Origin of the sequence: Oceanobacillus sp. FSL K6-2867 (genome assembly GCF_037963145.1) — a bacterium.
Taxonomy (GTDB): Bacteria; Bacillota; Bacilli; order Bacillales; family Amphibacillaceae; genus Oceanobacillus.
Genome location: NZ_CP150144.1, coordinates 3743707 through 3768174, shown reverse-complemented (window position 1 = coordinate 3768174; position 24468 = coordinate 3743707). Strand labels below are relative to the sequence as shown.

Below are 24468 nucleotides of genomic sequence, written 5' to 3'. Positions count from 1 at the left end.
TCACCTCTGGTCGATCGAATAATAGGAAATTACTTTCTTTACCCCAGCTATTACGTCATTAAGGTCTTGTTCAGACATCGCTGGAAACAGTGGTAGTGTAATGATTTCTTCATATAATTTTTCAGCATTAGGGCATAAGCCTTTTTTGTAACCTATCTGCTGATAAAATGGGTGTAAATATACTGGAATGTAATGAACATTCACCCCAATATTTTCCGTTTGTAAAGCTTTAAATATTTCAGACCGATTTGTTTTCAATCTCGCAGTATCTAATTGGATGATATATAAATGCCAGCTGGAATTACATTCATCTTGCTGATATGGTGTTATAAGTGTTTCTATTTCTGAAAAAGCTTCGGTATATTTTTTCGCATACTCTCTTCTTTTTTCTAGAAAATTGCTTAGCTTTTTAAGCTGACTAGATCCTAATGCTGCTTGAATATCCGTCATTCGATAATTATATCCCAGTTCTTGCATTTCATAATACCAAGGACCGTGATATTTTTTTAGCTTTGAAGAATCTCGAGTTATACCATGGCTTCTGAATAGCTGTAGCTTTTCAAAGTAGTCTTCATTGTTCGTCGTTATGACCCCACCTTCTCCTGTAGTAATATGTTTTACAGGGTGAAAGCTGAACATTGTCATATCACCAATAGAACCGATAGGCTTATCTTTATAGATAGCACCTAATGCATGCGCAGCATCATCAATGATAATGAGTCCGTGTTTTGTTGCCAGCGAGATAATCTCATCATATTCTGCTGGTTGACCAGTAAAATCAACTGTAATAATCGCTTTGGTTTTTTCCGTGATAAGGGATTTAATAGATTCAGGGGATATATTATAGGTTTTGGGATCAATATCTGCAAAGACTGGCTGACCTCCAACATATAAAATACAATTAGAGCTTGCTGCAAAGGTCATAGGGGTAGTTATCACTTCATTATTTTCTTTAATACCAGCTGCAAAGCATGCAGCATGTAATGCTGCAGTACCGCTGGAGAATGCAACAGCGTATTTTGCTCCTACAAATTCCGCAATCTCTTTTTCAAATTGAGAGATGGCTGGCCCAGTTGTAATAAAATCACTTTTTAATATATTAGTGACAGCTTTGATATCTTCATCATCAATACTCTGCTTGCCATACGACAAATAGGAATCTCTTATCGGGAAGCCGCCATTAAGTGCTAGTTTTTCTTTTTTATTCATCATTTACTCCTTTCCTTAGATTAGATTCGTTGTTTTAATCCATTCTTCTGTCTTTTTAATTCCTTCTTCCAAACTATATTTTGGTTCCCAGTTCAATAGTTTCTCAGCTTTACTGTAATTACACAACAGCTTGGGTATTTCGCTCTGTGGATGGATATGCGTAATATGATCAATTTGATCTTCATTCTCAACGATTAACTTTGCTAAAGCATTTATACTGACATCTTTACCAAGCCCTGCATTAACAATTTCGCCATCTACTTTGTTAGAATAACCAGCTTCAACAACAAAGCGTGCACAGTCTTCTACATACAGCAAGTCGCGGGTTTGTTTTCCATCACCATATATCTGTAATGGCTTACCAGCTAACTTGTTTTTTAAAAATATAGCGACCACTCCGCCTTCTCCTCCCGTTTTTTGATATGGTCCATACGTATTGAATGGACGAATAATTGTTACAGGAAGATCGTAGGCATAATAATAAGACAACACCATGTTTTCTGCAGCTAGTTTCGATCCAGCATATGGTGAAGCGGGTTTAACCGCATTCGTTTCATTAATTCCCTCTTCACTCCAAGCACGTTCATACACCATACAAGTACTCATAAATACAACCTTTATATTATTTTTTTTACATTGCTCCAAAATATTGAACGTACCAATTACATCATTATTGAAAGTAGTTCGTGGATTATCAATACTATCCTGCACATTTATGCTCGCAGCTAAGTGATAACATATATCAAACTTATTGATAAACAAATGATTGAGAACACGGATATCTTTTATATCACCATTAACAAACTCCATAAAATTCTTATGGTCTCTTATATCCTTTATATTTTCTAATCTTCCATTTGAAAGGTCATCCAAGACCCATACTTGGTGACCATCTTTTAATAGTCGGTCGACTACCCATCTTCCGATAAATCCTGCACCGCCAGTTACGAGGATTTTCAAAAGTATCATCCTTTCCAAAATTTACTAAAATCTGATATTTTATAATATTTAAAGGGAATAAAATACATATAATAATAATGAAATATAAAACTAGCCTTAAACCCATTTTCTAGATCTAGTCATTGGTAAAAGCGCGTCAAGATATTCTTATGTTATCGAATTTCTTAAGATAAATAGTCGCTCAACAAAATCAATTCCCACCTACCGCGATTTTTAATGTTTGATAAGCATGCTGAATATTATTGCCTTGTTTATAGTTATGCATTACATTTCTCAAAAAGTATTCCATTTCCTCTAGATACATATCTGAATCCAATTCGTCAAATTCTAAATCGTTCCTTTCATCAGAAAATCGAATGGAGTCTCTAACAAAATCACCAATTATTTTACTCTCTTTTGTAAAAATCTCAATTTCACGCTTATTTTCCTTACCAAAATAATCCAAGTGTAATTCCAATAACTTATCTTTATATTGAGCAATATATATGGATAAATCATCACTGTCTATCTCTAGGTGGGAGTACTTTCCATTTAAATTGTATACTTTCTCAGGAAAACCAAACAAGTGAGTAATGTAATCCCATTCATGAATTAAATCTGCAGAAACTCCACCACCTTCCGATTTCTTGGCACTATAAACATGCCTATAGTCAACCCCTGGACGCCAATATGGTAAAAAACTAGAGCTAATAACTCTTACACTATAGATATCTTCATGAACCAGAATTTTTTTTAGGTTCTTTATAATATTGGTAAAGCGTAGCGGAGTAGCTACATGATATATATTATTTTCATTCAATTCCAATTCACTTAAATCATAATTGCGACTTTCGAAAATTGGTTTTTCTATAAACATGTGTTTTGATTTGTTTACCATAAATTTAATCGTATTAAAATGAAGGTGTGTTGGATTTGTAACAAAAGTTATATCATAATCATCCTGTAATTCTTTTACTGAATAAAATTCTTTGGTTAGGAGTGAATTTATACTACTATCTAAATTCCTATTCGTGCTTCTAAAAGCGTGTATCTCCAGTTCCAAACCCATTTTATTAGCAACTTTTGATACGTTAATGAGATGTCTTTTTCCAATTGATCCTAAACCAAAGAAGCATATTTTCATGTTCCTCCCCCAATCCGTTAAATTTTCGATAATTGATTTTATTACACAGCTCAAACACAAAATAGATTCTTCTAATTATCTCTCTTCATTAAAACCCAATATGACTTTAACCATGTTTAAATCATCATTATCATCTACATCTACTGCATTCATCCAATTTAATTCATATAACCTATAATCTTTACCATAGAAGGTTTTTTCTTTCTCAAAGGCTTCTGCATTAGCTATCCAAACTGCTCCTGTTGGAGAATATAAGTCAGGAAGGTCCTGTGATCTGGACTTTAATTCTTTTACAAACAATTGTTCTGGCTCGCCATTTTCATTAATCTTTATTGCCCACCAAGGATTCATCCAACCTAACTTAAAAGCACTTATTTGAAATGTATTGCCTTTATCTTTAAAATTTTTATAAGCGCTTATTATATGATCACTGTTCCTTAGAGGACAAGTTGCAAATAACTGAATTACATTGTCATATTTTTCGTTATAGTATTTCTTTGCTTGCTTTAATGTATTTAAGGTTGCCATACTTACTGGAGAATAATCATCACTATATGCTTCGCGTAAAAAAGGTACTTCTGCACCATACTGCTTTGAGATTTTTGCTATTCTCTTGTTGTCTGTACTTACAATAATTCGTTCAAACAATTTAGAAGCTATTGCTGCTTCAATGGTATATGCAATCATTGGTTTTCCATTTAAATTGATAATATTTTTGTTTGGAATTCTCTTCGATCCGCCCCTAGCAGGAATAATGCAAATATTTTTAATCACCATATCCCCCTTTTTTTCATAATACATCTACATTTCTTAACAACTATTTCAATTTCATTCTCTTTTTTGTTTTGGTATTAGTTTTTATCATATTCCCATCTCAATAAATTCTACGGTTTTTAATATTTCTTTGTGTGTAATTGGAGGCTCCCTTTTTTTTATAATATTAATAAACTTTTGCAATGATGATTTAAAAGCATCAAATGTATCTTTCATTTCTAATTCTAATAAATTATTTGTACCTAAAATGGTTATCTTAAAAGGTAAATAGGTTGCTGCTTCTATAACGGTAATGTTTATTAAAATATTTTTATTTGTTAGATAGACTACATTTACCGTACCATTTGCTTTCGTTGTCCTTACCGATTTTATTGTTTGATCAAAACCGATAATATTTAGTATCGGATCAAGTACATGTATGGAATATTTATCCCAAGATTTCATAACTATCGCATGAATACTTTTTATTTCACCCAGTGTTTCAATTTCTCTTTCTCCCACTGAAAATTCTTTAGCATATTTTAAAGGTGAGCATGTGAATATTTGACCTTGACTTAACTCACTATTTAATATCCTTACTGCCTTGCATCGATTAGCAGCAATGGGTTTATCAATATAAATGGGTACTCCACCTTTTATGAATGCTTCGCTATGTCTGAAATGATTCTCATGATCATCACGTGCTAATAACACTGCATCTACTTTACCAATCATTTCCTCAGGGCTTTTTACTATATTTTTGATATTGGAAGCCTTAGCGATATGGTTTGATATCTCCATTTCCTGTGTCCATATATGAGTAACAGCAGCCTCCTTAATTGCATCGTCTGGAAATTTTTTTTCACTCAAATAATCATGTATCCCAGGAAAGGGGCAATTTTTCATATAGTTGGGGTTATAACCATTAAAAATAGCTGACCAGGAATAAGGGTGACCATTCCCCTCACTCATACCTAGAAGACCAAACTTTAACATCAAATTACCACCTCCTTGGATCAATTAAGGTAACATTATTGATTTGAAAATCCTTGAAATCAATATAAGTTTCCTTTTTTAGTTTTTTGAGTGATTGAACAATTTCCATTATATGATGAAGGTTATTAATACCGACCAGCATGCAATCAATTTGTTTAATTTGCAATATAAATTGTAACGCTCCTTCAAGCTTTGTTAGTTCATGACGAAGAAAAAGAGATTCTAATTTGTAATGGATTGGAATCAAAGATTTAAATTTCTTAGGTAATTTCTTAGGATCTGTCAGTAATAAACCTTGTAAGAATATGGACCTTGCATGTATTTCTATATTTCTTTTTTTTATTTCATCCAGTATATCTGAATGTATTAATCTTTGATCATAAATATTTATTGGTATTTGAAAAATATCAATATCATAATGATCTAATATTGAATTCAATTGGATTTCATCATAAATAGAAACTCCTACTTTTTTTATTAAACCCGTATGTTTCCACTTCATTATTAAATGAAATAATTTATCACTGTTTTGAGCTAATAAATTATCAGCATTGTGAACAAAAATCCCTTCCATCTGATTTACTTTTAATTTATTTAATGATCTAAAAAACGTTTTTTCAACGGCATTTAATTCTTTATTATCAAATATGCTAACATTTAAGTGAGGTATCTTTGAATAAATATTGAATTGACGATTTGATATCAATTCCCCTAATATTTCTTCACTATTTCCATAATTAGCGGCTGTATCAATTGTGTGAATATAGTTTTTATAACAGTATCTTAATATTTCCCGTATTTCAGTTTTAGGAATACGCCCTCTCTGATTCGTTACACCGTAATCCATTCCGAATTGTGCCGTACCTATAATAATGTTTGAAATGCTATTTATTATTTTAAATCACCTCATCAAAACAACAAATGAACTAATAAGTGATTCCCTAGTCCAAAAATCATATAACAGCAAGGTATAAGCATCATCGACATATACTCATTTCACGCTGGAAATAGAAAAAATAAATATTTTTTTAACGATATTTCGGGTATTGGCTTGTCAGTCTATCTATTAATTTCTTTAATCGTTTCCCAGACAATGAAAAATTTGGATATACATAATTGAGGAACTCATCTTTTTTCTTTTTGGTTTCACATTCCCACTTAGTATCCTGAAAATATTTTACTATTAATTCTCCCAACTTTTCTGGATTATGATGAACCATTCCTTTTAGAGCGTTATAATAATCGGAATAACCTGGATTATTAATTAATGAACTGGTAGTTGATAATCTTTCATGCCTATTATTCAAATTGGCCGTATCTGCATTATCTAAGATAAATACTGGTTTATCTGCCAACATAGCTTCCAATCCAACTGTAGACGGGTAGGTAACAACAGCGTCAACATTAGGAAGTATGTCATAGAGTTGATAATTTTTCGTAGAATGTACGAATGGAAATTCCTTTAATAACGTATTCGTTTCTTTACCTGGATAGTCCTTAATAACAATATTCATTTCATATTTATTTATGATTGTTTTTATTAATACTCGCCATTTATCCATATCATAATTTTCTCTAACTGTTACCATTAATGTTTTTTTGTTAGTATCTAAGCTCAATTGTTGGTTAAATTTAATCCGAGATATTGTGCTTCTATTAAATAACTCATCAAATCTAGGATGACCAGTGACTTCAAGCGACTCCACAGGAACTCCCTTTTTTTTATACCAGTCTACTTCAAAATCTCCATAAACAGCATCAATTGTTGCAACCTTTGGCAAATAACCAAATTCATTTGCTATGATTCCATGCTGTATACAAACAGTTGGAATACCTTTTTTTGCAGCAACTAAAGCGAGAATACGATTTATATAACTATGAGTAGTCGAAACAACTATGCACGAAACCGATACTCTATCCAGGAAATTAGTTATCTCTTCAATACAATTTATTATGTGAGATATTTGTATTAAAAACATATTTTGAAATTGTTCATCGTTATATAGTAGATGTTTTTTATAGCCCTTGCAAAGACCACGCGCTTGGTTTTGCGCCTTTTTTACTGCTTTCCCATTATCCACTGCATAATGTTGAAGATATTCGATAGGAATATTATTTATCCCATAAATTGTAGTAGCTGAATTTTTTTTAAGTTTGTTTTTAGAATTCTTTCCAGAGTTTAGTATGATTGTATTTGAGGGGTTAAAGTAAGCTGTAAAGGTTTTATTAGGAAATCGGAGAAGTTTATCTACATGAATGACTACTTTTCCTTGTTTCTTTTCTTTAGACGGATTCTTGGTGTGTAATTGAATAAATGTATTGAATTTCACCTGTACTTCTTTTCGATCTTTAACTTGATTTTTTAGCAGCCTGCCAATATTTTCATCATATAGTTGATTCAATAGTATATTATTGTTTATAACGACACTGTAAAAGTGACAAAATAAATACGATAATGAAAAACCTTTATAATTCAGTTTCTCAAAATCCTCCAGAAAATCCACGTATAACGACCAGTAATTTTTCACAAAAGTATTCATAAGGATTCTTAACCTCCTTAATTTGTATTCTTCAAACATTTTTTCCCATAAAAGCTTATAGTCTACTACTAATTATCTTCTATAAGTGCTACCTAATATGCTTGAATCTGAGTCAGCAAAATTAGTATAGACTATAGCCGCTTCTGTTTTTCCGTGAGGTTCATAATTATTTTGCATATAATGAAGGAATACGTTTACTTATTTTTTATAATTTGAACTTCCCTTTAAGGCAGATCACTTTTTAAAGACTCTTAGAGTATACGCCCTCAAATCAGCTATTGAATCACAGCGAGTTTCTTCTAACTGTTTTAAACCAAACCTCTCAAAAATTTCTTTATATTCTCTTGGGAAAATCCGCCAGTTTTTTGCTTTTTCAGCTTCGATAGTAATTAAATAGCCCCCAGTAATCCTTGCGATGTCTTCAAATACCCATTCACTTTCCGGATGAATATGTTCCAGCACAGCCATAGTAAAGACAAGTTCAAAATGTTTAGTAGGCAGTTCTTTAATTATATCTTCAACAGGTGAATGGATAATGTTAGTGTTTTTGGCTAATAACGGGTATGTTTTTTTTAGTGAACGAATTGCTTCTTCACTTATCTCAATTCCTGTCAAGTTATTAAAGTTGTTTTTATAAAGATAATTTAAATTTCTTCCTACATTACATCCAATTTCAAGTATTTTTCCGTTCTGCTCGATATACTTATTTATATAATTGATTAAAAACTCGCTTCGGTCAATTTTATCCATGTAATAGTCTGGTGAACTATGGCTTTTCCAGTAATCATGGATTTCTTTAAGCGTTTTTTCACTATCATTACTCATATTTTTCTTCCTCCTATTATTGAGATTAAAAGATATTATCAGAAAAAATGTGTTGTTCACTTCGTCTGAAATAATGAAAAGCATAAACTCCATCCAGCCTTTTTTAGATAGGTACTATCTTGTAAGGCTATTAATTAACTTTTTCAATCGTTCTCCCGACATACTGGAATCGGGATAAGCATTCTGAAGGAATTTTTCCCTTTTCTCATGGACGTAAGCTCTCCAATTAGAATCATTAAAAAATCTTACTATCAATTCGCCTAATTGTTTTGGATCCTTTTGAACTATTTCATCTAAACTATCATAATAACCTGTATAACTCGGTAACTTCTTATTCAATACAAATAAAGGTTTGTTTACAAGCATGGCTTCTAAGCATACTGTAGATGGATAAGAAACGATAACGTCAACATTTGGGAGGATGTCATATAAATTATAATCTTGTGATGAATGGACAAATGGAAACTCTTTTGTCAGATCGTGAGGAGTTTTAATAGGATAGTCTTTAATAACTATATTTAAATTTATTCTCTTAGATATTGTATTAATTAAGATTCTCCATTTGGCAATATCTCGATTCCCCCTAACGACGATCATTATTGTTTTTTTGTTTTTATCAAGCCCTAATTGTTTATAAAGCCTAGACCTTTTTACTGTAGAAGGCTGAAATGCCTGATCAAATCTTGGATGACCAGTTATGGCAATAGACTTTTTCGAGACACCCAATCGCTTATACCAACCCATCTCATAATTGCCATATACAGCATCAACTGTAGCAATTTTAGGTATAAAACCGAATTCATTTGCAAGAATTCCATGCTGTATACAAATAGAAGGTATGCCCCTTTCCGCAGCAACTAACAATAAAATACGGCTTATATAACTATGAGTACTAGCTACAAGTAAACAAGAGACAAGAACTTCATCATAAAAATGAATGGATTGTTCGATACAATTTACTATTTCAGCTATTTTTTTTAAAAATAAAGTTTGGAAATTTCCATCCTTATAGAGATGGTGATTTTTATAGGATTTGAACATGGATTTTGCCTGATTTTGCAGCCTGACTATATCTTTTTTTGTATCTATTTTATAGTTGCTTAAATAGTTGACTGGAAGATTAAATAGCGTACTATTTACATAAACACTACCAGATCTTTTTTTATTGTTTTTACTACCCGCCATTACAATCATTGTTTTTGAGCGATCAAAATAATCATTGAACGTCTTTTCTGGAAACCGAAGTATTGTATCATAATTCACTACTACTTTTCCTTGTTTCACTTTAACTAATTGTTTTTTCTTATGAGACAGAATATAGTTATTAAATACCTCTTGAATTTCCTTTTGATCTCTCACCTCGTTTTTTAATTGGTCTGAGAATTTTTCATCATATAAACCCTTCCAAAGTTCTGTGTTTTTTCTAATTAAACTAGGAAAATGACATATAAATGATAAGGAAAATCCTTTATAGTTCAACTTTTGAAAGTCGTAAAGAAAATCAAGGTACAATGACCAGTAATTTTTTACGTACGTATTCATAGTATCCTCCTATATCAATAGATTCTTCAATGGCACCCCACAACTATAATCTAACAGCAATTATGTTGCTCATTAAGTACCCCCTATAGGGGGTTAAGAAAAGTTAATTTCCTACTTTTTTAAATACACGAAGCGTATATAGTCCTAAACCAGCTTCTTTGCAATTACTTTCCGTTACCTGCTTAAAACCAAAGTTTTCAAAAATGGTCTTGTAGTTTCTTGCGAAAATGTGCCAACGTGAAGTTTCTTCTGCTTCTACTGTTATTAAATAAGATCCTGTAATTCTTGCTATTTCTTCAAAAACCCACTCACTGTCTGGGTGGATATGTTCAAAAACTGCCATTGAAAAGACTAAGTTAAAAGAATTAGGAAGGAATTTTTTAATTACGTCCTCAACTGGAGAATTAATAATTACCGCATCTTCCGCAAGTTTTGGATACGTTTTCTGAAGACTAATAGCCGCTTCTTGACTAATTTCAATTCCAGTCATTCCTTTATAGCCATGCTCATAGAGATGATTCAGATTACGACCAACATTACAGCCAACCTCAAGAACCTTTCCTTTTTTCTCAACATACTTTTCTACATATTTCAATAAAAACTCGCTTCTCTCCAATTTATTTGCATATCTCATCGGAGTACTGTTTTTAACCCAATGATCATGAATTTCGTTAAGTTTTGATTCTGTCACGTTAATACCTCCACTTTTTTATACAGGATACAATATAATATGTAACAATAAAGAAAGCGTATTGGCATATGATAGAGGGTAACAACCTAAAAATGATCGCCTTATCTATCCACATTTTATTAGTTTTATGGAATAATTAAATGATCTTGTTAGTCATGTTTAAAGTTTTCTTATAAAAAGTTAGAGAAAGTCTTTTCTCTTCAAAAAAAGCCCTCTATCCCTAAAGATATGGAGAGCTGAATGATCATTTATATTGTAAGTCTGTGAATTAATGCCTTCAGTTTGCTAGTGGCTGTCCCTGATGGATTTTGCCAGCCGATTAACTAAGTCAACCAGCCTATCTCCAGAAGGTTTTGCTGCAGGATATGCTTGTGATAAAAATGCTTCCCGTTTCTCTTCAACTAGCTCTTTAAATTTTTCATCTATGAAATAATTGTTGATCATTTTTGAGATTATTAAAGGGTCTGATTGTACTAATTCACCTAAAGAGTCGAAATAACCGGTATACGTGGGAAAAGGAGTGGACAAAACAAAAACTGGCTTTTTAGCAATCATAGCCTCCAAACCTACAGTAGAAATATAAGAGACGACTAAATCACTATGATGAATTAAATCATATAATTGAAAGTGTTTAGATGGATACAAGTTAGGCGATATGGCAGTGAGTTGGTGTGTCAAGTACGGATAATCTTTAATGACAATATTGTAATCCCCGGTCTTATCAAGTATTTTAATAAGTTTTTCCCATTTTTCAATTTGAATTTTGCCCCTGACAATTATTAGTATCGTTTTCTTATTTTCCTTTAATGCTAATTGTTTCTCTAACTCATTCTTAGAAACAGAAGGATCCTGGTGGATAGTATCAAATCTCGGATGTCCAATTACTTCTAAAGCTTGATCTGATATATCTAATTGTTTAAACCAGTTGATTTCAAAATTTGAATAAACAGCATCAACATCTGCTATCTTAGGCATGTAACCTCGTTCATCTCCAATAATACCATGCTGCATACATATGGTAGGAATCCCTAATTCCGCCGCGACCATGGCAATTGTCCTGCATTGGTAATAATGTGTTGAAGAAAAAATAATGCAAGAGACTGGATTCTTTCTAAAATATCTATTGGCTTCCTCAATACGGTTGACTATTCCTTCTATTTGCATATAAAAATATTTTTTGAATGTTTCATTGTTAAACATTGGGTGACCGGTATAAGTTGATATAATTTTATCCGCTTTATCTTTTAATATTTGGATATTTGAACTTACATTAGCACTGTATTCCTCTAAATAATGAGAGGGAATCCCTTCTACAGGAATACCTTTAATTACTTTTGGTTTTTCGTTAAGCTTATAATCTTGAAGAAAAATAGTGGATGTAGGAGAGAAATGTTTAGTTATTATTTCTTTCGGAAAGCGTATCAAATTATAGGCATCATATAAAACTACTTTTCCATTTGTATGACTTGCCTTATTGAATAGTTTACTTGTTTTTCGGTTTATATGCGATTGTTTATACGTATTGAAAATTTGCTGCAATGTTTTTTGGTCTCTGACTTCATGCGATAAAGATTTTATAAATTCCTCTGATGATAAATGGTCCCAAATATATTTGTTTTCATGGTTCAGACTACGAAAATGACATAAGTAGGGAATAGAGAACCCTTTATAATTTAAATCTTTAAAGACCTCTAAAAACTCTACATACAATGACCAATAATTACGTGAAGTTGTATTCATTTGATTACTCCTTTATATTCCTAGACTGTTGGAAGTCACCAAGTTAGATATTGAAAGTATAGGTCTTTTTTTAACTTGTCAGCCTTTTAATCAAGTTTTTCAACCTTTCCCCTGACTTAGTGGAACTCGGGTATGCGTATCGCAAGAACCTTTTTCTTTTATTCTCTGCGTAGCTTCTTGACTGAGGATCTGTAAAATATTTCTTTATTTCTTCTCCCAATTTTCGTGCATCAGACTGAACCAGATTGCCAAGAGCTGTATAATATCCTGTATAACCCACGAAGGTCTCCTCCAAAATAAATACTGGTTTCTTTGCTAACATTGCTTCCAAACCTACCGTAGAAGAATAAGCAACTACAGCATCAACATTTGGAAATATGTCATAAATATTGTAACCTTGCGTTGAATAAACGAATGGGAATTCTTTTGTTAAAGCATGAGGTTTTTTACTTGGATAGTTCTTAATTACAATATTAAGATTAACTTTTTTGGAAATTGTTTTAATTAATGATCGCCAACTGTTATTATCTTTGTCTCCCCTGACTACAATCATTAATGTTTGTCTATTTGGATTTAATCCTAGTGTTCGATTGAACTTATCCCGAGTAATAACAGAACGTTTATATACCTGATCAAATCTGGGGTGACCAATAATTTCAATTGAGTTATCAGGAGCGCCTATTTTGTTAAACCAGTCTTTTTCAAAGTTACCATATACAGCATCGACTGTAGCAATTTTCGGTATATAACCAAGTCCACTTGAAATAATTCCATGCTGCATACAAATAGTAGGTATTCCTTTTCTTGCTGCAACTAGAGCTAATATCCGACTTTTATAACTATGCGTTGTTGATACTACTATACAAGAGACCGAAACAGCATCTAGAAAATTTATTGACATATCAATCTGATTAATAACTGAGGCTATATTATTTAGCAACCATTCTTGAAATTGATTATTCTTGTAGAGGTGGTGACCTTTATAAGCTTTAAACATAGCTTTTGCCTGATTTTGAACCCGTGAGACTTCTTTATCTGTATTCTTTGCGTAATTATTAAAGTAATAAATAGGTAACTTATTCATTATTTTGTTTGGTCTTCCAACATACTTCCTCTTTACATTTTCTTTTTTTATAATAATGGTGTTTGATAGAGATACGGCCTTTTTCTTCTTCTTAGTTTTAGTTGGTCCAGTTTTATTTCCTTCAGTCTTGCTAACGATTGGAGGCTTAGCCTTTTTCCCCTTACTTTTTCCTGCTGTAAATAATTGAATTGTATTCGAAGGATCAAAATAATCGGTAACTGTTTCTGGTGGAAAACGGAGCAATTTGTCAACATGTATTACTACTTTTCCTTGCTTATTTTTAACTGCAGCTTTTTTCTTATGTGAGAGAACAAACTTATTAAATGCCTCTTGGAATTCACTTTGATTTTTAATGTGATTTTTTAACTTTTTAGCAAACTTAACATCATGCAGTTCTCCCCAAATTGGCTCTCTGTTTATAATAAAGCTAGGCAAATGACATAAATACGGTAATGAAAATCCTTTATAATTCAGCTTTTCAAAATCTCTTAGATAATCAAGGTATAAAGACCAATAATTTCTTACAAAAGTATCCATAGAAACACCTAACCTCCTTTGCTGTTTTTTAAATTAGCTTTTCTTCCTTCAGCAACTCACGTAACGCATTAACATTTATAGGGGGTTGCTTCATAGAACTATATGTCCCATGATTACACTTTTTCGCATTATGGTATCTGACATCCTCTGTACCTGGAATAATATACATATCCTTTAATTCCCATGCTTCACTGGATTCATCATAGGTCATCAATTCTTCATACATTTTTTCTCCTGGTCTTAACCCTATCACTTCGACATGAATATCATCTGTTTTCATTCCATTCTTTTTGCATGTTTCTTCTATTAAGATATTTGCTAAATCCCCTAGTTTGATAACAGGCATTTTTAATACAAAAACCTCTCCACCTTTAGCTTCTTTCAATGCCTTTATTGTCAACTCTGTGGCTTGATTCAATGACATCATAAATCGCGTCATGTTTTTATCAGTAACTGTGATTTTTTTGTCTTTAAGGATTCGTTCTTTGAACAGAGGTATTACAGAACCTCTTGATCCCATTACATTGCCAAATCGGACACTTGCAAAAATGGTTTGTTTTTGGGTCTTATTATATTCAGTTGAAGAAATTAACCGTTCTGCAATAAGTTTCGTTGCACCATACGTATTAGTAGGAGATATTGCTTTATCTGAACTAGTAAATACTACTTTTTTTACATTTTGTAATATGGCAGCTTTTATTACATTATTCGTGCCGTGAACATTTGTTTTAATAGCTTCATATGGATTGAATTCACACAAATCAACGTGCTTCATCGCCGCTAAATGCAATACGTAATCAATATCATGCATAGCTGCAAATAAGCTATCGTAATCACGAATATCCCCGATTACATAACGTAATTTTTCATTATTATCTAGCTCATAACGAAGTTTGTGCTGCTTAAATTCATCTCTGCTAAATATTTTTATATATTTTGGATTCTCTTTCATAATCGATTGCACGATACTTTTGCCAATTGTACCAGTACCCCCGATAACTAATATTTTTTTGTCATTAAAATACACCTAAAACCTCTCCTTCAACTTGGAAGCCTATGATATTGTAAAATAATACTCGTACAGTGATAATATATATATTCAGATATGAACGAACAGTTAAAGACGCTAACCTATGAATGGCTATTTTCTAATAAATAGACAGATGCATCGCAGACATAAAAAAAGAAGCTAATCAACTTAGCTTCGCGGGGGAATTATCTTCAAGTTAGGAAGGAAGAAAGTTTCCTATAAAGTTTTATCTGGCTAAATGCAAGGACTGTTTTTTCAATACCGCTTACTTATCCCTGCACTTGCTCTAACACAATTTACGGGATGAAAACTTATTGTCCGTGCAAATGTCTGATTTATAAAATATTAGATGTTGTTGAAAGATTAGTTCCAATAAAAAACTGCCCCTTTAGGTCAATGACCTTTTGAGCAGTAGATGTCGATCTATTATGACGTTTTATCAGAAAAAAAATCACGTAATTCCTGATAAAAATGATTATTTTTTTCCTGCAAACTATTTATTGATTGCAATACTTCTTCTGTTTCTTCCTTATTAATATCTTTATTTTCTACATCTGATATGGTTTCGTCCATAGCCTTCGTTTCGTCATCCTTGTCATTTTCCTCTTTTGGAGAATTCGTATTATCCATACTGATTAAATGCAGATAAAGCAAAAGAGAAATCGTGCTGTTCTGTTTCATTGTAACAATTGTTTTGCCATCTACACTGGATATTACAGATGGGCTGTTTTCCAGATCTTCTTCAAGAATCTTAATGACCGAAAGCTCTAATAGTTCCTTTATTTTATTATTCATTGACAACGCCCCCCTTCTTTAACCTGCAATATTTATAGAATTAATCGCAGCCATACCATCTTGTTTCCCTTCAAAATAAACGAAACCATCAACACGGATCGTACTGCCAAACGGGATGATAATTTGAAATTCCTGGAATGTTAATTGCTCATTCGGGGGAATCTCATCTGCTTGAACAGGTTTTAAAAAGAAATTGGTATCCGGATCAAAATTCCCCATCTCAATGCGCTCCCATTCAAAATTATGCTGGCTTGACTGAGGTAATTTATAATTTCCTGTAAATTTGAATTCATCCTCTGTAGTAATTTTAAGAAGTATTATTGGAGATGCCAATGTGGTTGCTGACATATTTTTAACATGAAAATCGCCAGTTATTTGATGTGTGGAATACTGTTCATAATCCAATACGATAGTTTGATTAAAATAACAGAATGCCCCACCTTTGAAGCTTGATTTATTTAGATTTTTCAGCTTTTCTTTTATATAATTCTGAGTTTGTCCTAATTCTGCTTCCAGCTGTGAAAGCCTATTTTTTAAATCCATATTCGAAACCATAACAACAATCCTCCCTTTTGTTTGTACCGAACGTAGAAATATGACTTGTCTCTTAAACATATGCTGCAGACTAGGAAAATATTATGGTTCACTTACCGTTAGATATTGAGGTATTGATTAATTGACATCGTTTTTCATTCTATTTCCACCATTTACAAAACAGCAGAAACTAACCAAGAATCTAGTTCATTTTCCCATTTTGTTACAGGGGTTGGATTGTCTGGTTTATTAGTCATAGGGTATAAAAACAGTGAAGATTTTAACCGACTGAACTTATCTTCTTTTATATATCAGACACAGATTCTACTATCACATATAGCCCGATTTGAATGAGCTAAAATTTATAGATTAAGGGACAAATGCTGATTATCTGCATAAATAAGTATTAGGTAAGCAGTATTGCTTGAGGAGTGAATTTAAAATGAAATTTAAAAACAATTATAAGATTACATCCCCTTCTCCGCCAAACAATTCAAAACCAGTAGAGATATCTAATCATAAAAATCCCTACAAAAACACGATTTCAACAGTTCATAGTACATCTATAAGTAATCAAGTTAAACAAATTAAAATTCCGTTTTCAACATATATAGGGATTGATGATTTTCTTCAGCAGCCAATTTTCGTTCATACATCTGAGCGTTCACTTAATTTCAAAGATCATACAGGTATGAGCCCTGATTTTGAGACATATCAACTAAATACTTCCACTTATTATCATGAGCAACCATATGGCAGACTGGTTTTTTCCAACGTTCACGCATTGATGAATTTAAACAAAGAGACTTCTAAAGTATCTAAGGGAAAAAACAACTTCCAGCAAGAAATAAAGAAACCTTTTAAACAACAAGCAACCCCACTTGATGGAGACGATATTTTAAGTACTGCATTACCTTATGCAAGGTTTCTTATTCCTGTTGTAATCGGGGAGTATGATATTGAAATTGTATTAGAAGAACACACGCTAATGGATAAAGGGGTCATCAAGATTTTAGAAGCCTCTACAGATGTTATATTAACAAATTGTAAATTCTTACCTTCTAAATTTAATCCATCTTCAGATCAAGCGAAACGGACAGCTTCAAACGGTATATTATTTATTGAAGGATTTATTCAGGAATCATTGGAATATCTTCCTGCGATTAATTGGGAAAAGAAATCGCCGCGTGAATGGTTAAAGAATGTATATTATCAGGTTGATCAGAAAATAGTGGTAACTTTAACAATTCAATTGCTGCAGTTATTTCAGCTTAATAATTTCCATAGAGTCTAAAATAATAAAATTCCAGCTTGTTATAAAAATCCACGATTGACTCCTATTATAAGTCTAATCAGAACTTTATTAATCGAATATCTTATTAATGTAAAGCTAATAGATTATTAGATTAAAAAATAGGAGGAATTTTTATTATGGTAGGCTATGGTCAAAGACAAAACTATTTTACTAAAAATGCTGTACAGAAAGATCCAAGTCCAACTAAAGTAAATTGTGATGTAAAATCACGTACAGAGGTGCAGCTTCCAGATACTCCAGCTACCCCTGTCGTTAATCCAGATCTGACTGGTGCATTTATTAAAGTCCCGCTTGTTTTAGCTGAAACAACTCTTCAAGTCGTAGTGGAGGCTGACATTCCGCTTGATCCGCCAGCATGTGAGATTAAAAGAGTATTAAAAGATGTTTTCTTGACACAATGTAAACTCGTTCCTGTTGGACCATTTACAGAAATAGATGACTCTGGATTTTTCACTTCTGAAGGTGCTAAGTTATTCGTAGAAGGGTATATTCGTAAAAACATCGAGTATGCACCAAAAGGCTGTAATAGCGCACTACGCACTTTAACAGCAAAAGTTCCATTTTCTGGTTTTGCAGATTTAACTGGTGATCTTATGAATTTACCGATTTTCGGTTTTGGAGAGCAAAGAAGAGCTCAATTTCTTGATCCTAAACATGGAGAATCTCCTCGTTTGGATAAATACTACTTCCAAAATGCTGTTATTTATAATGAACAGCCATTCTGTGAACTTATTAGCGCGGAATTCTTTGAGCTTGACTTTTCTCCTCATTCTTTTGATTCGCATAAGAGCAAATGCTCTCATAGCGACAGCTTCAGCACATTACGTGAAAAAATCGTTACAGATCTTACTTTAAAAGTACTGCAAACTCAACAAATTCCACTTAATGGAAATGGCGGAGCTGCTAGACGACCTGAAGAAGAGTGCTAAACAGTATTTAAATCGATATGAATGATTTGTTAATCTCTTAAATTATGGATGAAAGCAAGTTGAGCTTATTAACAGCTCAACTTGTTTTATTTCTGTGCTTTTGAAGATGTGCATTTTTTTGAAGCTTCCATTTTCAATTATTAATAAAGTTCTCAAGTAATTTCATCATTTCATACGCTCCAGATGAGACATTTGAACACGCAGTAAATGTGATTTCCTGATTCGGATAATACGCCGAGTGAAAATTAACTCCTGGGTCGAAACCCATGAGGTGATATTTTATAACTCCTTTAGTATTTTTTTCAATCCATACACCATAACCATAATACGTACTTCCTTCTTCATGTACAAATGGCGTCAGCAGTTTTTTCGTAAACGTTTCATTCAGCAATTCATGATGAAGCAACGCATGCCAGCATTTACTCATATCCGGTGCTGTTACAAAAGCTCCTCCATCTGATCCTCCACGAATCGGTAGTGAATATAGATTGGTGCGCCACGAACCATGCCTGTCATCGATATAACCAAACGCAGTTCTTGATGGAAGTGCATCCAAGGGAAAATAACCGGAATCCGACATGCCAGCGCGTTGAAAAATATGTTTTTGTACATAGCTCGTAAATTCCCGTCCACTCACTTCTTCAACTATAAGACCAAGTAATATATAACCAGCATTATTGTAATGAAAGCTTTCCCCTGGTTTTCCTTTCATCGGCTTGTTTTGAATTAATGGCAAGAAATCTATTAGGCGACGCAACGTATACATGGGAATTTCCTTCCACAATTCCTCAAAATCATCCATAACTTCCTCATCAAAATAGTCTGGGATACCGGATGTATGTGTCAGTAGATGATGAACTGTTATGGAGTCATCCCAAAGAGGAAAATTCACATCGATTACGTTTTTCAATTTTGATTCAAAGCTTAATGCGCCAGATTGCACAAGTTGACAAATTGCAATTCCTGTAAAAAGCTTGCAGCCTGAGGCAATACCATATCTCGTATTTTGTTTATTTTCCAGTGCATCTGACCGATTGGCATATCCTGAACTAAGCGCTATATCCATTCCCTTTGTATCTTGAACAATGATGGTTCCAGAATAATTATTTTGACTTTGTAATTCCATAAGTTTATTTTTCATACAAATAGTCCTCTCTTTGTTTTAGGAGATGAGCTTAGCAATTACTGAGAGATTAAATAACATAAATTTTATAAATGTTCTTACAATCGTCTCCGTAAACAACATTACCACAATTAACTTGAATTTTTCTATAAATTTTTCCAAAATATGAAACTTCCATTCTTCCTTCAACGTACAAACTATCAAGAACTATGAAAAGAGGTATCAATCAATGTCAAAAGCAGCAATGGAATTAATTGATGTACGGAAAACGATTGGCAAGAAGGAGATCATTAAAGGTCTGTCCTTCACAATCCAAAAAGGGGAAGTATTTGGCTTTATCGGTCCTAATGGTGCAGGTAAAACGACGACCATTCGAATGATGGTTGGGTTGATGAAGCTGACAGATGGCGATGTCCGCATTTTAGGAAATAGTATTAAAACCAACTATAAGAAAGCCGTGCGTGAGGTTGGCGCTATTGTTGAAAACCCTGAAATGTATCCTTTTATGACAGGTGAGCAAAATCTTGCTCACTATGCTCGTATGATCCCCGGCATAACTAAGGAACGGATCAAAGAGGTCGTAGAAATTGTCGGGCTCGAAAAGGCAATGAAAGAAAAGGTCGGCAGATATTCCTTAGGGATGCGCCAACGTTTAGGTATTGCACAAGCTCTTTTACATAAACCGTCGATTTTAATATTAGACGAACCTACAAATGGACTGGATCCGGCAGGGATTCGTGAAATTCGCAGGTACATTCGAAAATTGGCAGAAGAGAATAACGTTGCAGTTATTATTTCCAGTCATTTGTTATCAGAAATTGAGTTGATGTGTGACAGAATTGGCATTATTAAAAACGGAGAACTTGTTGCCACTCAACAGGTACATGAAAATGTGGCAGCAGATAATTTAATGCAAGTTGAAATTGAAGTATCTCCAGGCGAAAAAGCAATGGAGCTGTTAAAAACAGAGATTGAAATTCAAGCAGTCCTGGAAGGCAAAAATATTCACTTCCAACTTGAAAAGGAGAAAATTCCGGAAGCTATTAAAATGTTTGTAAAGCATGATATATCTGTGTATCAAGTAAGCATTACAAAAGCATCGCTAGAGGATAAATTCTTTGATTTGATTGGAGAGAATACAATTGAGTAACTTTTTTAACCTTATTTCTAATGAACTAAAAAAAATCTACGTTGTTAAATCAACATGGATTATGTATATACTGTTAGCTGTGATTATAGTCGGCACTGGAATTTTAAATAATACTGTTGGGGATATCCAAAAAAGCTATGAATCAGATTCATGGCGAACACAACTAGAAGAAGAAAACGCAAGCTTAACGCAAGAAATGGAAGATGAATCTTATTTAGAAACCTATAACTCTATATTGATCGAGCAAAATAATTACTACTTAGAAAATGATATTCAGCCTTCAGGATATGGTGCGTGGCATTTTATTATGGAAAACAAAATGCTATTGTCCTTAGTAAGTTTATTAACGATTATAGTTGCAGCAGGAATTATTGCGAATGAATTTAGATGGGGAACAATTAAACTTCTTCTTATTCGTCCTATTTCCCGCACCAAAATATTAATTTCCAAATACGTATCTGTACTTTTATTCGCTTTATTTACCCTATTATTTGTCTTAATTTTCTCTGGGATTGCAGGTGCTATTCTCTTTGGTATCGAGGGTATGAATCCATATACTCTGTTGGAAAAGAACGGCAGCTTGGAGTACGTGTCTGTTATTGGCGAGATTATTTCAGGATATGGTTACCAGCTCATTATTTTACTCATGATGGCAACCTTCGCATTTATGATTTCAAGTGTATTCCGTAATAGTGCACTTGCAATCGGACTGGCGATCTTTCTCATGTTTGTCGGAAACCAAATTGTCTTCTTTTTTGCAGAACGCTCATGGGCCAAATATATCCTGTTTGCGAACACAGACTTAAGTCAGTATGCGGATGGAAATACGCCATTCATCGAGGGCATGACATTAGGTTTTTCGATTATAATGCTTTTAATCTATTATATTGTGTTTATGCTGCTTGCATGGATTTTCTTTACGAAGCGAGATGTAGCAGGAAACTAATTTTTTCATCATTTAAATCGTAAATTGAAGTTTATACATGGGACGATGATCAAATCCTCATTGGGTCATCTTCCTCTCTCCTTTTCTTTTAAATGCTTTCTAGGTTCACATTTATGAATATCAACTGCATTCTCCTTTGCAATTTACCCAAATACCAATTGTAACCTAATTTCACAAAATCATTGATAATAAGCATTGTTTCGAATATATTTAATATGTATGATTTTTCCTGTTCATTTAATTTCATTACATACATAACGAATTTTTCATGATTTTTATTACTTTTTTCTAATTTTACGAAACCTTTATTATCGTTAATTTGTATATAAAGTAAAGCAACTACAATTAAGGGATGGATGCATATGATGCTATTTGATACACCGATTGAAACGATTTACTTAATAACACTAATTACAGCAGGAATATTAACCATTCTTTACCTCTTATTTGGTGATATTTTAGAAGTCATCACAGAGGCAATCAGCTTTATTCATCCTGTTCTTATTTTATCCTTTATAACTTTTTTCTCTGCTTCAGGATATATATTTGAAGTTCTCACATCCATTAACAGCCTTCTCATTATCGGTATCTCAATTGTCTTTTCTTTCTTATTAAGTACATTGCTTAATGTATTTGTTTTGATTCCAATTTCCTCAGCAGAAGAATCACTAAGCTATACGGAGGATTCGTTAAAAGGAAGAGTTGGCAAAATTATCATTCCAATTCCGGAGAATGGCTATGGCGAAATTATTATCGATAGTAAAAGCGGGATGATTTCAAAACCTGCCGCGGCTTATGAACATAAACCGATCGAATCTGGGAAGCAAGTACTTGTTATTGAAGTAACAAATGGCGTTCTTTATGTAGTTCCTTATGAAACGGATTTAGATGCTAATTTTTCTGTTTAATCTACTCATCCATCTGGATTAGTATTTTAATAAATTTCTTTTGCAAACTTGGCATTTACCAAACTTTAGGTGATTGTCTAACTTGCAATTATGCAGATAGAAAGTTATATACATATCTGCCAACTACAAAAAGGAGGATAAATTATGTTAGAAAGTATTTCAGTAGGTATTTGGGTCGTAATTGCTATTGTTGTATTTTTATTAATTGCACTTATCGCTGTATTTATGACAAAGTACCGCACAGCAGGCCCTGATGAAGCACTTATTGTAACTGGTAGTTACTTAGGTGGAAAGAATGTACATACAGATGAATCTGGGAATAAAATTAAAATTATTCGCGGTGGAGGTACATTTGTATTACCTGTTTTCCAACAAGCAGAGCCACTCAGCTTACTATCTAGTAAACTGGAAGTATCAACTCCAGAGGTCTATACGGAGCAAGGTGTGCCTGTAATGGCCGATGGAACTGCAATAATTAAAATTGGCGGCTCGATTAATGAAATTGCTACAGCTGCTGAACAATTTTTAGGTAAGTCAAGATCGGACCGCGAGAATGAAGCAAAAGAAGTTCTTGAAGGACATCTACGTTCCATTCTAGGTTCTATGACTGTCGAAGAAATATATAAAAACCGGGATAAATTTTCCCAGGAAGTGCAGCGTGTTGCTTCACAGGATTTAGCAAAAATGGGATTAGTCATCGTATCTTTTACTATTAAAGATGTAAAAGATAAAAATGGTTATCTTGACTCATTAGGTAAACCTCGGATTGCCCAAGTGAAGCGTGATGCAGATATTGCTACTGCTGAGGCGGATAAAGAAACACGGATCAAACGTGCTGAAGCTGCTAAGGACGCACAAAAAGCAGAATTAGAACGCTCAACAGAAATTGCTGAAGCTGAGAAAGAAAATCAATTGAAGACAGCAGAATACCGCCGTGAACAGGATATTGCAAAAGCTCGTGCTGACCAAGCCTATGACTATGAAACTGCACGTGCGAAACAGCAGGTTACAGAGCAAGAGATGCAAATTAAAATTATTGAACGACAAAAACAAATTGAGTTGGAAGAAAAAGAAATTCTGCGTCGTGAACGACAATACGACTCTGAAGTTAAGAAGAAAGCAGATGCTGACCGCTATGCGGTTGAGCAATCAGCTGTTGCTGAAAAAGCTAGACAAATTGCTGAAGCAGATGCGAATCAATACCGTATTGAATCACAAGCAAAAGCAGAAGCAGAACAAGTCCGCGTAGATGGTCTTGCTAAAGCTGACTCACAACGGGCACAAGGGGAAGCAGAAGCAGAGATTATCCGTCTAAAAGGTATTGCGGAAGCGGAAGCAAAAGAAAAGATCGCCGAAGCATTCGAACAGTTCGGTCAAGCAGCTGTACTCGATATGGTTATGAAAATGCTTCCTGAATATGCGAAAGAAATTGCCAGTCCACTTGCGAACATCGATAAAATTACAGTTGTTGATACAGGAAGCAGTGGTGCAGATGGCGGAGCAAATAAGGTTACCGGCTATGCAACAAATCTCATGTCAACTCTACAAGAGTCCCTCAAGGCCTCTTCTGGTATTGATGTGAAAGATTTACTGGAGAATATTACAGGAAAAAACAATTTACCTGACGATATTGACTTTGACCAAATTCGCTATGCCAAGAACAAAGAGAATGAATTAGCTGCAAGTGAAGCTGATCATTCGAATTAAATTGAAAGGAACGGTCTGATTGCAGACCGTT

22 protein-coding genes are annotated in these 24468 nt (G+C 33.4%); 6 read left to right on the top strand and 16 right to left on the bottom strand.

Features of this window, described 5'->3' with window-relative positions:
- From pseC to NSQ77_RS18090, 15 genes are all read right to left on the bottom strand, one after another.
- Positions 1-1209, bottom strand: coding sequence for a UDP-4-amino-4,6-dideoxy-N-acetyl-beta-L-altrosamine transaminase (gene pseC / locus NSQ77_RS18160; RefSeq protein WP_339227477.1), 1209 nt, complete (start codon positions 1207-1209; stop codon positions 1-3).
- 15 nt (positions 1210-1224) lie between these two features.
- Positions 1225-2169 (bottom strand): GDP-mannose 4,6-dehydratase, encoded by a 945-nt coding sequence (locus tag NSQ77_RS18155; protein WP_339227476.1) that lies wholly within the window; start codon positions 2167-2169, stop codon positions 1225-1227.
- A gap of 190 nt (positions 2170-2359) precedes the next feature.
- Positions 2360-3292, bottom strand: a complete 933-nt coding sequence (locus NSQ77_RS18150; protein WP_339227475.1) for a Gfo/Idh/MocA family oxidoreductase — start codon at positions 3290-3292, stop codon at positions 2360-2362.
- 75 nt (positions 3293-3367) lie between these two features.
- On the bottom strand, positions 3368-4066 hold the full coding sequence (locus NSQ77_RS18145; protein ID WP_339227474.1) for an acylneuraminate cytidylyltransferase family protein: 699 nt from the start codon (positions 4064-4066) through the stop codon (positions 3368-3370).
- 87 nt (positions 4067-4153) lie between these two features.
- Entirely contained in the window at positions 4154-5041 is an 888-nt protein-coding gene (locus tag NSQ77_RS18140) for a Gfo/Idh/MocA family oxidoreductase (RefSeq protein ID WP_339227473.1), read from the bottom strand.
- Positions 5042-5045: 4 nt separating this feature from the next.
- Entirely contained in the window at positions 5046-5909 is an 864-nt protein-coding gene (locus NSQ77_RS18135; RefSeq protein ID WP_339231083.1) for an aldo/keto reductase, read from the bottom strand.
- A 160-nt stretch (positions 5910-6069) separates the two neighbouring features.
- A complete protein-coding gene (locus NSQ77_RS18130) occupies positions 6070-7581 on the bottom strand; it encodes a hypothetical protein (protein ID WP_339227472.1) in 1512 nt (503 codons plus the stop codon).
- 234 nt (positions 7582-7815) lie between these two features.
- On the bottom strand, positions 7816-8406 hold the full coding sequence (locus tag NSQ77_RS18125) for a class I SAM-dependent methyltransferase (protein ID WP_339227471.1): 591 nt from the start codon (positions 8404-8406) through the stop codon (positions 7816-7818).
- A gap of 114 nt (positions 8407-8520) precedes the next feature.
- Complete coding sequence (locus tag NSQ77_RS18120; RefSeq protein ID WP_339227470.1) at positions 8521-9948, bottom strand: CDP-glycerol glycerophosphotransferase family protein; 1428 nt, start codon at positions 9946-9948, stop codon at positions 8521-8523.
- Between the two features lie 103 nt (positions 9949-10051).
- On the bottom strand, positions 10052-10639 hold the full coding sequence (locus NSQ77_RS18115) for a class I SAM-dependent methyltransferase (RefSeq protein WP_339227469.1): 588 nt from the start codon (positions 10637-10639) through the stop codon (positions 10052-10054).
- 285 nt (positions 10640-10924) lie between these two features.
- Positions 10925-12379 (bottom strand): CDP-glycerol glycerophosphotransferase family protein, encoded by a 1455-nt coding sequence (locus tag NSQ77_RS18110; RefSeq protein WP_339227468.1) that lies wholly within the window; start codon positions 12377-12379, stop codon positions 10925-10927.
- 70 nt (positions 12380-12449) lie between these two features.
- Entirely contained in the window at positions 12450-14000 is a 1551-nt protein-coding gene (locus NSQ77_RS18105; RefSeq protein WP_339227467.1) for a hypothetical protein, read from the bottom strand.
- A 28-nt stretch (positions 14001-14028) separates the two neighbouring features.
- Positions 14029-15027 (bottom strand): SDR family NAD(P)-dependent oxidoreductase, encoded by a 999-nt coding sequence (locus NSQ77_RS18100; RefSeq protein ID WP_339227466.1) that lies wholly within the window; start codon positions 15025-15027, stop codon positions 14029-14031.
- A 429-nt stretch (positions 15028-15456) separates the two neighbouring features.
- Positions 15457-15825: a hypothetical protein gene (locus NSQ77_RS18095; RefSeq protein ID WP_339227465.1), complete on the bottom strand. Its 369-nt coding sequence runs from the start codon at positions 15823-15825 to the stop codon at positions 15457-15459.
- A gap of 18 nt (positions 15826-15843) precedes the next feature.
- Entirely contained in the window at positions 15844-16380 is a 537-nt protein-coding gene (locus NSQ77_RS18090; RefSeq protein WP_339227464.1) for a hypothetical protein, read from the bottom strand.
- A 421-nt stretch (positions 16381-16801) separates the two neighbouring features.
- Between NSQ77_RS18090 and NSQ77_RS18085 the strand changes: the two genes are divergently transcribed.
- Together NSQ77_RS18085 and NSQ77_RS18080 are read left to right on the top strand one after the other, a co-directional pair.
- On the top strand, positions 16802-17653 hold the full coding sequence (locus NSQ77_RS18085; protein ID WP_339227463.1) for a BC_2427 family protein: 852 nt from the start codon (positions 16802-16804) through the stop codon (positions 17651-17653).
- A 137-nt stretch (positions 17654-17790) separates the two neighbouring features.
- Positions 17791-18603 (top strand): CsxC family protein, encoded by an 813-nt coding sequence (locus NSQ77_RS18080; protein ID WP_339227462.1) that lies wholly within the window; start codon positions 17791-17793, stop codon positions 18601-18603.
- Positions 18604-18736: 133 nt separating this feature from the next.
- Here the strand turns inward: NSQ77_RS18080 and NSQ77_RS18075 are convergent, their stop codons facing one another.
- Positions 18737-19744, bottom strand: coding sequence for a serine hydrolase (locus NSQ77_RS18075; RefSeq protein ID WP_339227461.1), 1008 nt, complete (start codon positions 19742-19744; stop codon positions 18737-18739).
- Positions 19745-19955: 211 nt separating this feature from the next.
- Between NSQ77_RS18075 and NSQ77_RS18070 the strand changes: the two genes are divergently transcribed.
- The 4 genes from NSQ77_RS18070 to NSQ77_RS18055 all read left to right on the top strand — a co-directional run bounded on the left by NSQ77_RS18070 (position 19956) and on the right by NSQ77_RS18055 (position 24437).
- On the top strand, positions 19956-20876 hold the full coding sequence (locus NSQ77_RS18070; RefSeq protein ID WP_339227459.1) for an ABC transporter ATP-binding protein: 921 nt from the start codon (positions 19956-19958) through the stop codon (positions 20874-20876).
- Positions 20869-21822 (top strand): ABC transporter permease, encoded by a 954-nt coding sequence (locus tag NSQ77_RS18065; RefSeq protein ID WP_339227458.1) that lies wholly within the window; start codon positions 20869-20871, stop codon positions 21820-21822. Before NSQ77_RS18070 ends, NSQ77_RS18065 begins: the two co-directional genes overlap by 8 nt.
- Before the next feature lie 362 nt (positions 21823-22184).
- Positions 22185-22730 carry a hypothetical protein gene (locus tag NSQ77_RS18060; protein WP_339227457.1) on the top strand — a complete coding sequence of 182 codons (546 nt, stop codon included), beginning with the start codon at positions 22185-22187 and terminating at the stop codon, positions 22728-22730.
- A gap of 144 nt (positions 22731-22874) precedes the next feature.
- The gene (locus NSQ77_RS18055) at positions 22875-24437 is read left to right on the top strand and encodes a flotillin family protein (protein WP_339227456.1); all 1563 of its coding nucleotides are present in this window, start codon (positions 22875-22877) and stop codon (positions 24435-24437) included.
- Positions 24438-24468: the final 31 nt, after the last annotated feature.

Excerpts from the sequence above, each read along its gene's own strand:
- pseC (WP_339227477.1), bottom strand. The coding sequence starts at position 1,209 with ATGAATAAAAAAGAAAAACTAGCACTTAATGGCGGCTTCCCGATAAGA.
- NSQ77_RS18150 (WP_339227475.1), bottom strand. The coding sequence starts at position 3,292 with ATGAAAATATGCTTCTTTGGTTTAGGATCAATTGGAAAAAGACATCTC.
- NSQ77_RS18140 (WP_339227473.1), bottom strand. The coding sequence starts at position 5,041 with ATGTTAAAGTTTGGTCTTCTAGGTATGAGTGAGGGGAATGGTCACCCT.
- NSQ77_RS18130 (WP_339227472.1), bottom strand. The coding sequence starts at position 7,581 with ATGAATACTTTTGTGAAAAATTACTGGTCGTTATACGTGGATTTTCTG.
- NSQ77_RS18125 (WP_339227471.1), bottom strand. The coding sequence starts at position 8,406 with ATGAGTAATGATAGTGAAAAAACGCTTAAAGAAATCCATGATTACTGG.
- NSQ77_RS18120 (WP_339227470.1), bottom strand. The coding sequence starts at position 9,948 with ATGAATACGTACGTAAAAAATTACTGGTCATTGTACCTTGATTTTCTT.
- NSQ77_RS18110 (WP_339227468.1), bottom strand. The coding sequence starts at position 12,379 with ATGAATACAACTTCACGTAATTATTGGTCATTGTATGTAGAGTTTTTA.
- NSQ77_RS18105 (WP_339227467.1), bottom strand. The coding sequence starts at position 14,000 with ATGGATACTTTTGTAAGAAATTATTGGTCTTTATACCTTGATTATCTA.
- NSQ77_RS18095 (WP_339227465.1), bottom strand. The coding sequence starts at position 15,825 with ATGAATAATAAAATAAAGGAACTATTAGAGCTTTCGGTCATTAAGATT.
- NSQ77_RS18090 (WP_339227464.1), bottom strand. The coding sequence starts at position 16,380 with ATGGTTTCGAATATGGATTTAAAAAATAGGCTTTCACAGCTGGAAGCA.
- NSQ77_RS18085 (WP_339227463.1), top strand. The coding sequence starts at position 16,802 with ATGAAATTTAAAAACAATTATAAGATTACATCCCCTTCTCCGCCAAAC.
- NSQ77_RS18080 (WP_339227462.1), top strand. The coding sequence starts at position 17,791 with ATGGTAGGCTATGGTCAAAGACAAAACTATTTTACTAAAAATGCTGTA.
- NSQ77_RS18075 (WP_339227461.1), bottom strand. The coding sequence starts at position 19,744 with ATGAAAAATAAACTTATGGAATTACAAAGTCAAAATAATTATTCTGGA.
- NSQ77_RS18070 (WP_339227459.1), top strand. The coding sequence starts at position 19,956 with ATGTCAAAAGCAGCAATGGAATTAATTGATGTACGGAAAACGATTGGC.
- NSQ77_RS18060 (WP_339227457.1), top strand. The coding sequence starts at position 22,185 with ATGATGCTATTTGATACACCGATTGAAACGATTTACTTAATAACACTA.
- NSQ77_RS18055 (WP_339227456.1), top strand. The coding sequence starts at position 22,875 with ATGTTAGAAAGTATTTCAGTAGGTATTTGGGTCGTAATTGCTATTGTT.